Raw genomic sequence first — 14043 nt, forward strand, 5'->3', positions numbered from 1 at the left:
TCTCAGGCCTTTTTCATTCATGATGAAATCGAGCGTTAGTGACAATTACTTAGCTCTTATACATCTTCTCGAAGTTACCTGGATTCCAGCCAATCATAATGCGGTCACCGATTTTAAGAACAGGCAGCGAGCGAGCACCGATCGCATCTAGCTCTTTACGGCCGCGTTGCATTTTTGCGTTGGTTAGTCTGTACTTGTAACCCTTAGAATCTAAGTAACGCTGTGCATCTTTACAATGTGGGCATTTATCTTTTACGTACAGGACAAGTCGTTTCATGCTAGGTTTCCTAAGGGTTATCTCTGGCGCAGAGTTTAACGAAAAGGCTGTGAATGGCAAGTAGGAATAGGGTAGACTTACGCCCCTTTAGTTGTGCCGTTGGCTCTATTTTCTACTGTGACTATGAATCCGTTACTCCGCTACATTCAAGGCTACCCTGAACATATCCTCACCCCGGTGACTCAAATGATAGAGTCGGGCCGCTTTACCACTTGGTTTGAAAAACGTTACCCAACCAATCACGACATCAAAAGTGAAAAAGCTCTGTTTGAATATACGATGGCGATTAAAAATCGTTATATGAAGAAAACAGCGCCACTAAGTAAAGTCATTTATGACAGCAAGATCCACTTGATCAACAACGCACTCGGTCTGCACACGTATGTGGCTAAAGTTCATGGTGGCAAGATTAAGTCGAAAAACGAAATTCGTATTGCCAGTATCTTCAAGAATGCGCCTGAGCCATTACTGAGAATGCTGGTAGTGCATGAGTTAGCGCACATCAAAGAGAAAGAACACGATAAAGCGTTTTATCAGCTCTGTTGCCACATGGAACCGGATTACCATCAGTTAGAGCTCGATGCTCGTCTATTTATGATTTACCAAGAAATTAATAAGAAAAAGTAGCGTTATGACTCGCCTAAACAAACCTCATCGTCAAAGTAAGCAAACCAAAGATGCCAGCGCCTCAACTATGAAAGTGGTTACGGTTAAAGGTAAAGCGGGCTTACATAAGCGTAACCTACACCAAGGTCGTTATGACTTTACTCAGTTGGTAAAAGCACTCCCAGAGCTACAAAAGCACGTTATTAAGAACCCGAAAGGGGATGCGAGCATTAACTTTTCCGATCCTTTAGCGGTCAAGTTACTGAATAAAGCATTGCTTGCTCATCATTACAACGTCACGTCTTGGGATATTCCTGAAGGCTATTTATGTCCGCCAATTCCGGGAAGAGCTGACTACATTCATCGTTTAGCAGAGTTGTTAAGCAGTGAAAGTTCCTCACTTAAGCATAATCAAGTAAAAGCATTGGATGTCGGTGTGGGCGCGAACTGTATTTATCCTATTGTAGGGGCAACGGAATATGGTTGGCAGTACATCGGTGCCGATGTTGACGCCGTGTCTGTCGATAACTCGAATAAGATAGCCCAAGATAATAGTGTATTAACGGGGCGTGTTGAGTGCCGCTTACAGGCCGATAGTCGCCATTTCTTCAAAGGTATTATTCAGCCAAACGAGTATTATGACGTAACGACGTGTAACCCGCCGTTCCATAAGTCGCTTCAAGACGCGCAGCAAGGGACGGAGCGTAAGCTCAACAACCTAGCGGCGAATAAGAATAAACGTAATCAAGCTGAGCAGAAATCGAAGCCAGCAAAGTCACCTATACTTAACTTTGGTGGTCAAAAAGCTGAGCTTTGGTGTCCGGGTGGTGAAGCGACATTTATTAAGAATATGGCGTTTGAGAGCCGAGATTTCGCTAAACAGGTACTGTGGTTCTCAACGTTGATCTCTAAGAAAGAAAACGTTCGTTGGATGCGCAAGAACTTAGAGAAAGCGGGTGCTACTGAAATGCGAATTGTAGAGATGAGCCAAGGACAAAAGGTGAGTCGCTTTGTTGCGTGGACGTTCAAAACAGAAAATGAACGCCAACAGTGGTTAAAGGTAAAACGCTAACGGTTTGATACGGAGGGGGTATGGAGTTTGAAATCTATATGCCCTGCGAGCCAGTTTGGATTTGCGATAGCTTTCTGGCTCTGTTCACTGTGTTAGGCGTACTTGGTCTAGCGGGTTTTATCTACATTCTTTATAAAGAACACCGCCGCATTCATCGTAAAAGCAGTAACAAACGTAGCGGCAAGCGTTAGCCCATCAGTTCTAGCTTCTTCTGATATTTCTTCTCCAATGCTTTGTTACCTGCTTTGCCCTCTAAATCTATCAGCAATTGTAACGATGGCTTTTGCACACCATAGCGCTTATGGAAGTTCATCAAACGGATTCTTGCATCAGTATACTGACCGTTTTCAATCTCAAGTTTTGCTAAGTTAAGTAACGAGCGCGGACGATAAGGATCATGGTCTAATGCGCGGTCGAAGTATTGCTTCGCTTTCTCTTTTTCACCTGATTTCAGTGAGCATAGCGCGGCATTTTCATAGCTAGCAGAGATAAGGTAATAATAAGGCTGATTGATGGCTTTATTGAAGTACTGATCGGCCTGTTCGTAGCGTTCATGCTTACAAAGGAACGTACCGTAGTTGTTGAGTACATTACCGTTTTTCGGGTGTTGTCTTAGTGCGGTTTTATAGAGCTTTTCTGCTGACTTTTCTTCACCCACCTGCTCAAAGTAGTGCGCGAGTGAAAGCTGCGCTCGATAGTATTTCGAATCGTGTTCTAAGGCTTTTTCTAAGTTTTCTCGCGCTTTGAGCATATTGCCTTGTTCAAGATAACCGATGCCGAGCTCAATACGGGCCTCGGCTTGTTCTCTTGAGCTAGCAGTGAGCGTGTTACTTGATGTCGCTTCTACAGTCACACAACCGGAAACGAGAAGGGGCAGAGAAAGAAGCAGTAGACGCATAGTTCCAACAAAGGTTATGAATGAATTATCTATATAACCTACTTAGCTAGCCTTGATGAGAAGCCAAGAAAAAGTATGCGACAGGTTTGGCATTTCCCAATGTTTTGAGAGAGATAAAACAAAAGGGGAGCTTGGTAATAAAGCTCCCCTTTAAAGGCGAATGGATGATGTTAGTCGTCTTTGGTGAAGTTAGCTTCGCTGAACTTATCAAGATCGTATGGCGTTTGCTGGTAAACGCAGTAGTTCAGCCAGTTAGAAAACAGTAAATGTCCGTGACTACGCCAGCTCGCTGATGGCGGATTATCAGGATTATTGTTCGGGTAGTAGTTCACTGGAATCGACGGTTCCATACCTTCACCTAAATCACGCACGTATTCATTGTGAAGAGTGTGTGAGTCATATTCAGGGTGTCCGGTTACAAATACATTACGCTTATCTTTGGTTGAGGCAAGGTAGACACCAGCAACGTCAGAAGTGGCAAGAATGTCCAAGTCTGTGTGCTGTTCTAAATACTCTGGTGAGAAGTCAGCGTAACGGCTATGCGGTGCTAAGAAAGTGTCATCGAAACCACGTAAAACAGGGTGGTAAGGTTGATGAATCTTATGATTATAAACGCCAGACAGCTTTTCTTTACGGGTGCGTTTAGGTAAATCGTAAAGCAGTTTCAAGCCAGCTTGCGCAGCCCAACACACATATAGCGTTGAGGTCACGTGCTCCTTCGCCCAGTTCATGATGGTTTGCAGGTGCTCCCAATAAATCACATCTTCAAATTGAACTAAACCCAGTGGCGCGCCCGTGATGATAAGGCCATCGAAATTGCGTCCTTTGACCATTTCGAATTGACGGTAGAAGTTATCAAGGTGCTCGGTTGGGGTATTTTTGCTTGGGCGGTCGTCAATACGCAGCAGCTCGATGTCGACTTGTAGCGGGCTATTAGATAGCAGACGTAAGAATTGAGTTTCCGTCTCAATTTTCTTCGGCATAAGATTGAGGATCAGAACCTTAAGCGGACGAATTTCCTGTGTAGAAGCACGAGATTCAGGCATGATGAAGATGTTCTCAGTGCGTAATACGTCAGATGCAGGTAGTTGATCGGGGATCTTAATTGGCACAGCTTACTCCCTAAGCGTTATTGTGGACGTCTATACTTCCAAACTTAACCCAATCAGAATGAGATGTCGATAGCAATCTTGGTCTGATCTGTATTAAGATCTGCCCATCATGCTCAATCCAACTCAATTATGGCTTTCACTCTTACTCTCATTCGAGGACTTCCCGGCTCGGGAAAAAGTACCTTAGCGAAAACGCTACCGGCTCAGCATTTCGAAGCAGATATGTATTTTATCAATGAGCAGGGTGAGTACGTCTATCAAGCCGATAGGATTACCGCAGCGCACGAATGGTGCCAATCGAGTGTGGAGCAGGCCCTAGCTCAGCGCCAAAGTGTCGTGGTGTCGAATACGTTCGTCAGGCGTTGGGAAATTGTACCTTACCTTAAAATAGCGCAACGCTATGGCGCCAAGTTTGAGGTGATTGAGTGTCATAAGCAGTACGGCAACATCCACGGAGTTGGCCCTGCTGTAATCGCAAAAATGAAAAAACGGTGGCAAGAATGGCGAAACGCAGTCCAGTTGTAGAAATGGTCTCTTACGGGATCTACAAAGAGTGGGATTCTCGCTCAAAAGAACTGCCTAAAATCGTCGACTTTACGACTAAGGTTCCGGCGGATGAAGAGATTGAATTTGGCTATATCGTTAACATCAAAAAAGCCAAAGGGGAGGTGATTGAGTTCTGCATTGATCACCCAGGTGTTAAAGGCAAAAAGGGTCAAATCCTCGAACCGTTCACAGGAGAACTGCATGTTGGCAGTAACGATTGGGACTTCTATCTTGGCGATACTATTCAGCTGCTTGACCCGATTGACGGGTTTGAGTCCAACATCGGTAAATGGCGCATGACGATTCAGTTGGGCAACAAGGTCATATCAGACAAGACCTTTGATGTCTTTGCTCGTGATGAAGGGGAGTTTTGGAAACGCAGAGGTTTCTAAATTTCGAGCGTTACTCTTCTTAACGTCCTAATAAGCATTGTTAAATTAAGGTATAAACAATAAAGGCTGGTGATTCACCAGCCTTTTTACTTCATATCGCTTTAGTTCTTTAATACCTTAGCTTTTCATGTTTTTACTTTGAGTATGCCAAGCAAGCATCGTCCAAACTATCGCTTGTCCCCACAGTAAGGTGTACTGCCCGGCAACGGCGCTCCAATCTCCGCCCATTTGGTTCAGTGTTAAGAAACCTTGAATCGCAGGGGTACTAGGAAACAGAGTCGAAAGCCAAATCATAGGTGGAGGAATAGACTCTAATGGCCAAATAAATCCAGCACTGAATACCAACGGCATTGAGCTAATTAACACCACTAATGTGACCAATTCTCGGCGCGGTGTAACATTACCTAGCCAAATCCCAATCGCTGACGAGGCAATGAGAAATGGTAGCAGCAGAGCCAATAGATCATTGATGCTCGCCAGCTGACTCACGCCATGCATGGTAAAGCTTGCGCCGAAATAGTAGCAACTTAAGAAATAGTAGATAGCCACAAGCACAGCAGTTCGAGCACCAATCAAGCGCAGCGGTGATACGCGATTCCAATATCCAGAGCCATGTTTTTGTGTTCCACCAATTAGACCTGCCGCCATGGCTAAGGTTTGCTGAAGGATCAACACAAATACTGCAGGCACGACATAATCGACATAGCCCATTCTCGGGTTAAAGGTAGGTTTAAGGTTTAGCTTGGTCGCTGCATATTGCTCACTGGCAAGCGACAGAGGTTGGCCATCAATCACCAATTTAGCCACCGTAGTTTGAGCAGCTAATGTCCCTCCCGCTTGAGCCAAACCCTCTACAATGGTGCCGTAGACCAAGAAGTAGGAAGCATCACCTGCGTAAGAAAGGGTTGGGCTTTTCCCCAACATTAAATCTTTATAGAAATGCTCAGGTATCACCAATATTCCACTGACTTCCCCAGACAAGAACGCGTCTTTTGCGTCTGTGATAGTACTGTCTCGCTGACCAACTTTGACTTGTGGGGTGGCATCGACCATGCGTTCAAGCTGATAACTGGTTTGGCTTTTATCGAGGTTCACCACACTGATCTCTTGCTCTCTCGGTGTCTGATGACTGTACGGGAGAGGGTAGAGAAACGAGTAAAATAACACACCGCCAAAAACGGTTAAGACGACAACTGGGTTGGTCAGAAGTGCTTTGAATTCTGCTTTGAGTAATTCGACAATGTTCATTGAATTACCTCTTTGTTCAGATGCTTCTTGATAAGAACCACGGTAAGTATGATAGGAATTACATAGCCAATCATAGGTACTAGGTGCTTAAACGAGGTGATCCAAGGTTGACCGTAGCTGACCTGACTCACCTGAACCTCAATATAGTGGCTAATAGGCAATAGGCTACGCCAAAACTGAGCCAAAGAGCCCATGTCAGTCACTGGGAACGTAATCCCCATGAAGGCAAAACTTGGAGCCGTAAACGCACCGGCAAAGCTCATGGCTCGCGCTGCATCAAGAGTAAGAAAGAAGAAGACACATCCCATGATCATACATGCTGCAATCGTAATGAACTGCGCAGCGGCAAGGGTGATGAAGCTGCCATTCATTGGCCACTCAAAGCCCAGATAAAACCAGCATAAGAAGCCAAAACCTTGTAACGCAAACACCCAATAATAAGGCGCTAGCGTGTTGATCAAGCTCTTAATCGGATGTTGAGCCAGCCAAGGGGACAACTGACGGTCTCTTAAGTTAGCAGACAGAATTAAAATGGTTCCAACGACAATAACAATTTGCCAAAGCGCTGGAATGATCGCAGAAACCAGAAACTGAGCGTAATTGGAGTTTTTGTTAAACAGCGGTGTAATCTGAGTTCGAACGGGAACAGCGTTGCCCATGGCAGAAAGCAGGGTACTGTTGCCGGAAGCGAGCCCTTTCATCGTGCTGATTTCGGCATTAAATGTGCCTTGAGCTTGCAAGAAGGCGGAGTTAATCAATTTACCGACCAAGATCATTTGGCTGTTGTAAAACACACTGACCTGCGGAACCAACTGCTTGTAAGTGTCTTGTTCAAACTGGCTTGGGATAACGGCGTAAGCGTAGACATCACCACTAACAAGCGCCTGTTTCGCTTCATCAACGCTATTAAACTTGGTGACCACCGACATGGTTGGCGTCGCATCATAATAACGAGTTAGCTTATTGGACAAGGCGCTATTGGAAAAGTCGACCACGCCAATCGGCAGATCACGGGCAATACCTTGTGAAAATATTGCCCAAATCATCACGGCCAACAGCAGTGGGATCCACGTTAAGCTCGAAAGCAGCCATTTGTCTCGCCGAACAATCTCTAGCTGTGAAATTGGGTGAGTTTGCATAACCAATTCGCTTAGTTGAGTTCAACAGATAGGCTCATACCCATTCGTAGGTCATTTTGCGGTTGAGTAGGACGAGCTTCCACTTCAAATGTGCGTAGGTCGAAGCCTTGCGAAGCGTCAGTTGAGCGCCAAGTAGCAAAGTCACCCATAACGGCAATGTGGCTCACAGTAAACTCAACCTCTTTATCTAGCGCTGGAAGGTAAGCGGTAAAAGCCTGGCCTTTGTTGAAGTATTTAAGCTGGTCTTCACGCACATTGAGCATCGCCCAAGAGTCTTTAGTATCGACCACGGTAACAACCGGGAAGCCTTGTGGTGCAAGCTCACCACTTTGAAGGAGAACCTGAGAAACCTCTCCATTAAACCAACTTTTGATAGTGGTATCTTCTGCGTACGCTTCCACTTCGGCTACCGCGCCAGCTGCCATGCGAGCTTTCTCAGCCGCTGCTAACTTGGTTTCACTACGTGCGCCTTCTTGCGCCATGTTATACATTTGCAGTGCAGCGCTCTCGGTGTATCTTGCCGCTTCCCACTGGGTTTTGGCTTCATCACGTTTTTGCTCAGCAACGACTCCCTCTGTGTAGAGGTTGTTCACTCGAAGGTAGGTTTTCTCCATTAGTGATGCAGCCGCTTTTGCTTTTAGCCATTGATCTTTAGCCGCTTGAATTTGTTGGCTACGAGCGCCTTTTTCTGCTTCAAGTGCGAGTGCGCCTGCGGCTTTTTCACCGGCTTTCGCTTGTTCTAATTTCGCTTCAATCTCTGGGCTGTGAAGTGTAAAAATAAGGTCGCCTTGTTCAACCTCATCGCCCTTACGGACAAGCACTTGGTCGATACGCCCCGGTACTTTAGATGAAATGCTGTATTGTTGAGATTCGATCTGCCCTTGTAGGCGAATCGGTTGTGGTTGGTAAGCTTGGTAGAAGCTGTAGCCGACCCAAGATGCAATGCCAATAGCTGCGGCGCTCAAAATAAGTGATTTTGCGTTTTTCATCTTAGATCCTTATAAACTCTTCACGTTAATTGCGTTGTGTTGGTATTGGCTGAAACTGTTCATCTCGTTGGAAAGGGCCAACAGCTTAGATAATGAGATGAGGTAGTTGAAACTTGCGGCCGCCTTTTGGGTTTGTACGCTGGCAATATAGAGCTGCGCATCCACCACATCCGTTGATGTTGATAAACCTTGGCTAAACGCCTTTTGTCTTAACTTAAGATTCTCTTTCGCAAGGGCAATGCTCGATTCTAAACCTTGCACTTCTTCTTGCGCTTGCTGCGCTTCCAAATAGGTTTTATGTACTAGGATGGATAAATCCTGCTTCGCTTGCGCTTTTAGGTAACGCACTTGAGAAACGGCGCTGTGTGCGGCTTTAACTTGTTCGCTACGACCACTGTTTTCGATTAGAGGAATGTTTACACCCACGCCTACTAACCAATCCGGTTTCATCTGGCTCGCTAAAGAGTCATCTTCATGAAGGCTGTAATCACCATAGAGATAAACCTCTGGGTAGTACTTGCCTTTTTCTGCTGCAATCAGGCTTGATGCTTGTTTTTCTTTTGCATCAAGTAGTGCCAAGCCAGGGTAGGTTGCCAATGTTCGTTCAACGAAAATGCTTTGGTCGGGTAGGTTTTGGTTGATGAACAAGCTATCAGCAGGTTCTACAGTATCGGTTTGGCTAAGAATTTGTGTCAACGCCGATTGAGCAATGTCGAGGCTTTTCTCCGCTTTCTTACGTTCGATAGTCGCTTTGTCTAATGCCGATTCCGCTTGTAGGCGCTCGACTCGTGCGATCTGACCTTGTTGCTCGAGCTTAAGGGCATTGTCTCTGTGTTGAGTTAGGCCTTGTTCAACCAATTGACGAGTCTGAACCACTTCTTTCGCGAGCAGTACGGAGAAGTAATATTTGCTCAAGTCCTCGAAACGGGCTTGAGTTTCCATTGCGAGTTCGCTCTGCGCTTGTTCTTTTTTGCCTTCGGCTGCAGATTGCGCGGCATTGATACGACCACCGGTGAAGATAGGCCAAATAGCACGAATGGAAGAAGTGAAGATGTCACGTTCAGAAATGGTCGACGTGATGCCGCCAAGCTCTCCAAGAATGGGATTGAGTATAGGCCCTAAATTAGGAAGCGGCTGACCGGTACTTTCAAATAGCTGCTGCCCTGAAACGGTCACGTCGGTATCTAAGCGAGTGTAATTTGCACCAATTGAAACAGACGGGAGATTAAGGTTATCGGTCGCACTTTCTAAATGTTGATAACGTTCAACATTGGATCGTTGAGCCGCTAGAGAATTGTTTTCTTGAAGCAGAACCTGCCAAGCTTGGTCAAAGCTGACTGGGGCTGAGTAAACAAAAGGAGAGGCGAAACTGATACAACCCATGAGTACCGCAAGTGGACGCAATGACATCTCAATGTTCCTGAACTGTTAAAAATTAGAGTTTATACTCTAATGGTATTTAGTACAACAGAACGCCAGCGGTCTAGAGCTAAAAATGGATAGATCAAAAAAGGGGCCACAAAGGCCCCAAATACATAGGAATGTAAATCGACTATTGCTCGACCTTAGTAGGAGTCGGCTTTAGCTTTTGGAACAGCTTTACAAATATTGGGCTAAACAGCACCAGTACAGCCAAAATGGTGAATGTCATTGTGATTGGGCGCTCCCACAAGAAGCTCAGTTCACCATCACTGATCATTAGTGCTCGACGAAGGTTCTCTTCCATCAGGCCACCGAGGATGAAACCAAGCAATAATGGAGCAAGTGGGAAGTTCGCCAATCTAAGTGCTATCGCGGCCATCGCAATCAATAGCATGATGAACACATCCATAGTATTGAACGATACCAAGTACACGCCTGTGATAGAGAAGAACAGAATCATAGGAAGTAAGACAGTACGTGGCACTGCTAATAGCTTCGAGATGTATGGAATCAGCGGTAGGTTCAAGATAACCAATACGATGTTACCAAAGTACATAGAAATGATGACTGACCAAAAGACATCTGGGTGTTCAACGAACAGGCGAGGGCCTGGTTGAATACCGTAAGCTATCAAAGCACCAAGCATGATGGCTGTTGTACCAGAACCCGGAATACCAAGGGTTAGTAGAGGAACAAACGAACCGCTCGACGCTGCGTTGTTTGCAGACTCAGGAGCAACAAGACCACGAATACTGCCTTTACCGAACTGTTCTTTTTTCTCTTTTGGAGCAAGGTTACGTTCCATACCGTAACTTAAGAAAGCGGCGATAGTTGCGCCTGCGCCCGGCAGTACCCCAGTGAAGAAACCAAGGATCGAAGAACGGATTGAGACAGGTGCGACTTCCTTTATCTCTTCTTTGGTGACTTTCATGCTACCAATGTCGCTCATTTTGCTCTGTTCATCAGAGCGAGTGTCTTGTTCTGGCTTCAAAATGCCCATCAAGGTCTCACCCAAAGCGAACGTTGCCATAGCAAGGAGTAGGAAGCTAAAGCCATCCATTAGGTCGGTTAGACCAAAGGTAAATCGTTCAACGCCGACACCTTTATCAATACCCACTGTTGAAAGCATCAAGCCAAGAATTGTCATCATCCATGCTTTAATGACCTGACCTGGTCCGGCAAAGGCGGCTACAGCAGATAAACCAAGAAGCATTAGGGCAAAGTAATCTGAAGATTGGAAGCTCAGTGATACGCTCGCAAGGGCAGGGGCTGCGATAAGTAGCATGATCGCAGACAGCGTACCACCGGTGAACGATGAGTAAGCCGCTAATGCTAGTGCTTTACCCGCTTGACCTTTTTGCGCCATCGGGTAACCGTCAAACGCCGTCACTACCGTAGAAGAACAGCCCGGAGCGTTGATTAGGATAGAAGAAGTAGAACCACCAAAAACGGCGCCATAGTACACACCTGCCATTAGGATTAAACCAGATGATGGATCCAAGCCATAAGTAATTGGGATCATCAGTGCGATGGCTGAAATAGGGCCTAGACCCGGCAACATACCAATGAAGGTGCCTACGAAACAACCAACGACCACCATCATGATGTTCATTGGCATAATTGCGGTAGATAGGCCTTGTAAGATTCCGTCTAACATAATGTCATTTCCCTTAAAATTACGACCAGATGGTGAAAATAACACCAGGCTCTAGGTAGATATCTAAGCCTTGGGTAAGAAGAAGATAGAAGGCGAGTACAAACGGGAACGATGCACCGAATAGAACGGCTTTGCGTCTTTCGCCCAATAAGTAAAAACCCGCTAATAGGAATAAGCTTGTTGCAATAACAAAACCGAGGTAGGTAAGCCCGACGCCGTACAATGCCATTAGTACTAGGAAACCGGTTAGGAGCTTCCAGTTGAATTCAACAACCGCACCACTTTTAACGTCAGGTTGGCCTGTCACAAGTAGCAATAAAGAAAGCCCAATTCCGATGAACGTCAGAAGTGTAGGTAACGTTCTTGCAGTAAAGGGTTCATATTCGTCTCCGGGGAACAATGGGATCTGAGACGTTTGGTAGCCATAGCAAAGGCAGACAAGCAAAAAAATCATTGCTCCGACACGGTCGCGGCAGAGGAGATTTTCCTTGGTAAAGAAACGTCCATTGTTAAGAGAGTTCGTTGGCAAGTCCGACATATCCAACTCCATGTGACAGGTAATAAATAAAAAGGCCGTACACGAGGGTTAATGAGCATGTTTCACTAACAATAAGCCATTAGCTGCTAGTCAAAGGCTTAGCTGTTCATAAACAAACAGAGGAGATTGTGGTGTTAGCTCGTGTACGGCGAAAAGGGGCAATACCAATCAGCCATTACTCTGGGGAGATTGGTGTGAGGGCGGTGCAAGTCGCCCTCAACTTATTTGCAGGAAATTACTTCAAGAAGCCTAGCTCACGCATTAGGTCGCCCATTTGCTTCTCTTGATCTTCTAGGAAAGCGTAGAAGTCTTTGTCCGCTTTGTAGTTGTCAATCCATCCATTGCGGTCACGCACGACTTGCCACTCATCGGTGTTGTACATCTTAGTCAGCGCCGTGTTCCACTCATTGATTTTCTCTTGGCTCGCACCTGGCGCTGCAAAGAATCCGCGCCAGTTTGCAAATACCGTTTCGTTACCGTATTCAGTTAGCGTCGGGATGTCTGGTGCTGCATCTAAGCGCTTAGGTGCCGTAACTGCAAGGATCTTAACCTGACCTGATTTCGACATTTCTAGCACTTCGCCAAGACCTGTCGAAAGAAGCTGAGTTTCACCGGAAAGGAGCGCTGCCATCGCTTTACCGCCCGCATCGTAGGCAATGTAGCGAACTTTCTTCGCATCAAAACCTTCACCTTTAAATGCCGCTGCTACCACAAGGTGGTCCATGCTGCCACGAGCCGAGCCGCCAGCAATTTTCACTTTACGTGGGTTCGCTTCGAATTCTTTTACAACGTCTTCCCAAGTATCGTACTTAGAATCAACCGACGTTACGATTGCACCGTAGTCTGCAATCGTTGCTGCTACAGGTGTTAGGTCACGGAAAGATTGAGGGAAGATACCGGTTAGGGAGCGAACAACGATAGGCGTAGAGTTCACCATCAAAGTGTCTTCTTGGCGTTCTGCTGTTTCGATAAGGTGAGCAATTGCTTTACCGCCGCCGCCACCCGAAAGGTTTTGGAAAGAGACATTTTCAACGATATCGGATTTCACCAATACGTCACCCGTTCCACGAGCAGTCATGTCCCAACCGCCGCCTGCACCACCTGGGATTAAGAAGTGGATTTTTTCAACGTCAGCGGCCATTGCGCTGAATGAAAATGACGCTGCAATAATTGAAGCGGCCAGTGTCGGTTTGAATGCCTTAAACATGATTCACGTTCCTTATGTAGGTGTACATTCTTCATTGAAAATGTACTTATCATTATGAATTTACTATCACCAAGGGAGGGAGCTTGTTGATAGATAGGATTAAGGTTAATGGGTTGTTACATAACTGTCTCTAATACGCTAATAAAAACAATATTGAGCATTCTGGTGGTTTTGTTCATAAAGTTCACGGTTGTGAACTGACTGTTTTCAGAAGAGGTAAGGTTTTGAAAGTAGATGAGATAATGTACTGATAGCGCGCAGGCAATCCTTGGGTGACGGGTGTTCTCCCTTGTTTGAAAAAGTCTAATGTATTTTGAAAGTTAAAAGGATGTTCGTAGAAAATGGAATGGATGCTAACGCCAAAAGAAAAGTAATCTTCAACGGGCGAAATTCTGCCTTGCCTCAGATGCGCCTTGGGTGAGCTGAACATAGGAGAGATTGAGCTGTACATTTGTTGATCGTAGCGTTCACCAATCGGAAGCACGCTGCCCATGTCAATCAACCTAGCTTTTCCATCAGGGGTAAGGAGTAGGTTGGCGGGTTTAACATCACCGTGAATATAGCCCGTTTGATGAAGGGAATAGAGCGCGCTTTCAAACGCACGAAGCACACAGTTTTGATTTAGGTTCCACACCTTTGGCTCAGTCAGTGGGCTGCCTTTTTGAAATTGTGTCAACAGCCACATCTGGTTGTTGTTACGACCAGATTGAATATAGGTCGGCCAATAAGGACTGGCGTGGCGCTTTAGAAACTCTATTTCATTGGCCAATTGAGCGTGGCCAATCTTGGTATGCGCCACTTTAAGTGTGACGTTGCCAACATCGTTACCATGACAATGAAGAACGTTGGTCGACAGTTCAGAGCAGACGGTGAGGCCAAGTTGTTCAATAATAGCAGCGTATCGCCGTTCAGGCGTTAACTGTTCAGCGATACGCGCCAT

General features: G+C 45.8%; 16 protein-coding genes. 5 read left to right on the forward strand and 11 right to left on the reverse strand.

The window, feature by feature from the left end; genetic code table 11:
- Positions 1 to 49: 49 nt before the first annotated feature.
- Positions 50 to 277, reverse strand: coding sequence for a glutaredoxin family protein (locus EJ063_RS16310; RefSeq protein ID WP_126575392.1), 228 nt, complete (start codon positions 275 to 277; stop codon positions 50 to 52).
- Positions 278 to 400: 123 nt separating this feature from the next.
- Between EJ063_RS16310 and EJ063_RS16315 the strand changes: the two genes are divergently transcribed.
- From EJ063_RS16315 to EJ063_RS21045, 3 genes are read left to right on the forward strand one after another with little or no spacing between them, the layout of a single operon-like run.
- Positions 401 to 904, forward strand: a complete 504-nt coding sequence (locus tag EJ063_RS16315) for a M48 metallopeptidase family protein (RefSeq protein WP_126575393.1) — start codon at positions 401 to 403, stop codon at positions 902 to 904.
- 4 nt (positions 905 to 908) lie between these two features.
- Positions 909 to 1955 carry a 23S rRNA (adenine(1618)-N(6))-methyltransferase RlmF gene (rlmF, locus tag EJ063_RS16320; RefSeq protein ID WP_126575394.1) on the forward strand — a complete coding sequence of 349 codons (1047 nt, stop codon included), beginning with the start codon at positions 909 to 911 and terminating at the stop codon, positions 1953 to 1955.
- Between the two features lie 20 nt (positions 1956 to 1975).
- The gene (locus tag EJ063_RS21045; RefSeq protein WP_167469914.1) at positions 1976 to 2146 is read left to right on the forward strand and encodes a hypothetical protein; all 171 of its coding nucleotides are present in this window, start codon (positions 1976 to 1978) and stop codon (positions 2144 to 2146) included.
- On the opposite strand, the gene pilW is transcribed toward EJ063_RS21045, so the two are convergent.
- Together pilW and metA are read right to left on the reverse strand one after the other, a co-directional pair.
- The gene (gene pilW / locus EJ063_RS16325) at positions 2143 to 2853 is read right to left on the reverse strand and encodes a type IV pilus biogenesis/stability protein PilW (protein WP_126575395.1); all 711 of its coding nucleotides are present in this window, start codon (positions 2851 to 2853) and stop codon (positions 2143 to 2145) included. The two genes, EJ063_RS21045 and pilW, sit on opposite strands and share 4 nt — an antisense overlap.
- A 170-nt stretch (positions 2854 to 3023) precedes the next feature.
- Complete coding sequence (gene metA, locus EJ063_RS16330; protein ID WP_126575396.1) at positions 3024 to 3965, reverse strand: homoserine O-acetyltransferase MetA; 942 nt, start codon at positions 3963 to 3965, stop codon at positions 3024 to 3026.
- Between the two features lie 129 nt (positions 3966 to 4094).
- Here metA and EJ063_RS16335 point away from each other — a divergent pair, with 129 nt between their 5' ends.
- Both EJ063_RS16335 and EJ063_RS16340 read left to right on the forward strand, forming a co-directional pair.
- Positions 4095 to 4490, forward strand: a complete 396-nt coding sequence (locus EJ063_RS16335; RefSeq protein WP_126575397.1) for an ATP-binding protein — start codon at positions 4095 to 4097, stop codon at positions 4488 to 4490.
- A complete protein-coding gene (locus tag EJ063_RS16340) occupies positions 4466 to 4903 on the forward strand; it encodes a DUF3859 domain-containing protein (RefSeq protein WP_126575398.1) in 438 nt (145 codons plus the stop codon). Before EJ063_RS16335 ends, EJ063_RS16340 begins: the two co-directional genes overlap by 25 nt.
- Positions 4904 to 5020: 117 nt before the next feature.
- Here EJ063_RS16340 and EJ063_RS16345 read toward each other — a convergent pair whose 3' ends face one another.
- The 8 genes from EJ063_RS16345 to EJ063_RS16380 form a co-directional block, all read right to left on the reverse strand.
- Entirely contained in the window at positions 5021 to 6151 is a 1131-nt protein-coding gene (locus EJ063_RS16345; RefSeq protein ID WP_126575399.1) for an ABC transporter permease, read from the reverse strand.
- On the reverse strand, positions 6148 to 7290 hold the full coding sequence (locus tag EJ063_RS16350) for an ABC transporter permease (RefSeq protein ID WP_126575400.1): 1143 nt from the start codon (positions 7288 to 7290) through the stop codon (positions 6148 to 6150). The genes EJ063_RS16345 and EJ063_RS16350 overlap by 4 nt, the downstream gene beginning before the upstream one ends.
- Before the next feature lie 11 nt (positions 7291 to 7301).
- A complete protein-coding gene (locus EJ063_RS16355) occupies positions 7302 to 8279 on the reverse strand; it encodes an HlyD family secretion protein (RefSeq protein ID WP_126575401.1) in 978 nt (325 codons plus the stop codon).
- A gap of 9 nt (positions 8280 to 8288) precedes the next feature.
- Entirely contained in the window at positions 8289 to 9689 is a 1401-nt protein-coding gene (locus EJ063_RS16360; RefSeq protein WP_126575402.1) for a TolC family protein, read from the reverse strand.
- 142 nt (positions 9690 to 9831) lie between these two features.
- Positions 9832 to 11358 carry a tripartite tricarboxylate transporter permease gene (locus EJ063_RS16365; RefSeq protein WP_126575403.1) on the reverse strand — a complete coding sequence of 509 codons (1527 nt, stop codon included), beginning with the start codon at positions 11356 to 11358 and terminating at the stop codon, positions 9832 to 9834.
- Positions 11359 to 11377: 19 nt separating this feature from the next.
- A complete protein-coding gene (locus tag EJ063_RS16370) occupies positions 11378 to 11896 on the reverse strand; it encodes a tripartite tricarboxylate transporter TctB family protein (protein ID WP_126575404.1) in 519 nt (172 codons plus the stop codon).
- 235 nt (positions 11897 to 12131) lie between these two features.
- Positions 12132 to 13103, reverse strand: coding sequence for a tripartite tricarboxylate transporter substrate binding protein (locus EJ063_RS16375; protein ID WP_126575405.1), 972 nt, complete (start codon positions 13101 to 13103; stop codon positions 12132 to 12134).
- A 184-nt stretch (positions 13104 to 13287) separates the two neighbouring features.
- On the reverse strand, positions 13288 to 14043 hold the full coding sequence (locus EJ063_RS16380; RefSeq protein ID WP_126575406.1) for a protein kinase domain-containing protein: 756 nt from the start codon (positions 14041 to 14043) through the stop codon (positions 13288 to 13290).

It is taken from the genome of Vibrio aquaticus (assembly GCF_003970385.1).
In the GTDB taxonomy this organism is placed as follows: domain Bacteria; phylum Pseudomonadota; class Gammaproteobacteria; order Enterobacterales; family Vibrionaceae; genus Vibrio; species Vibrio aquaticus.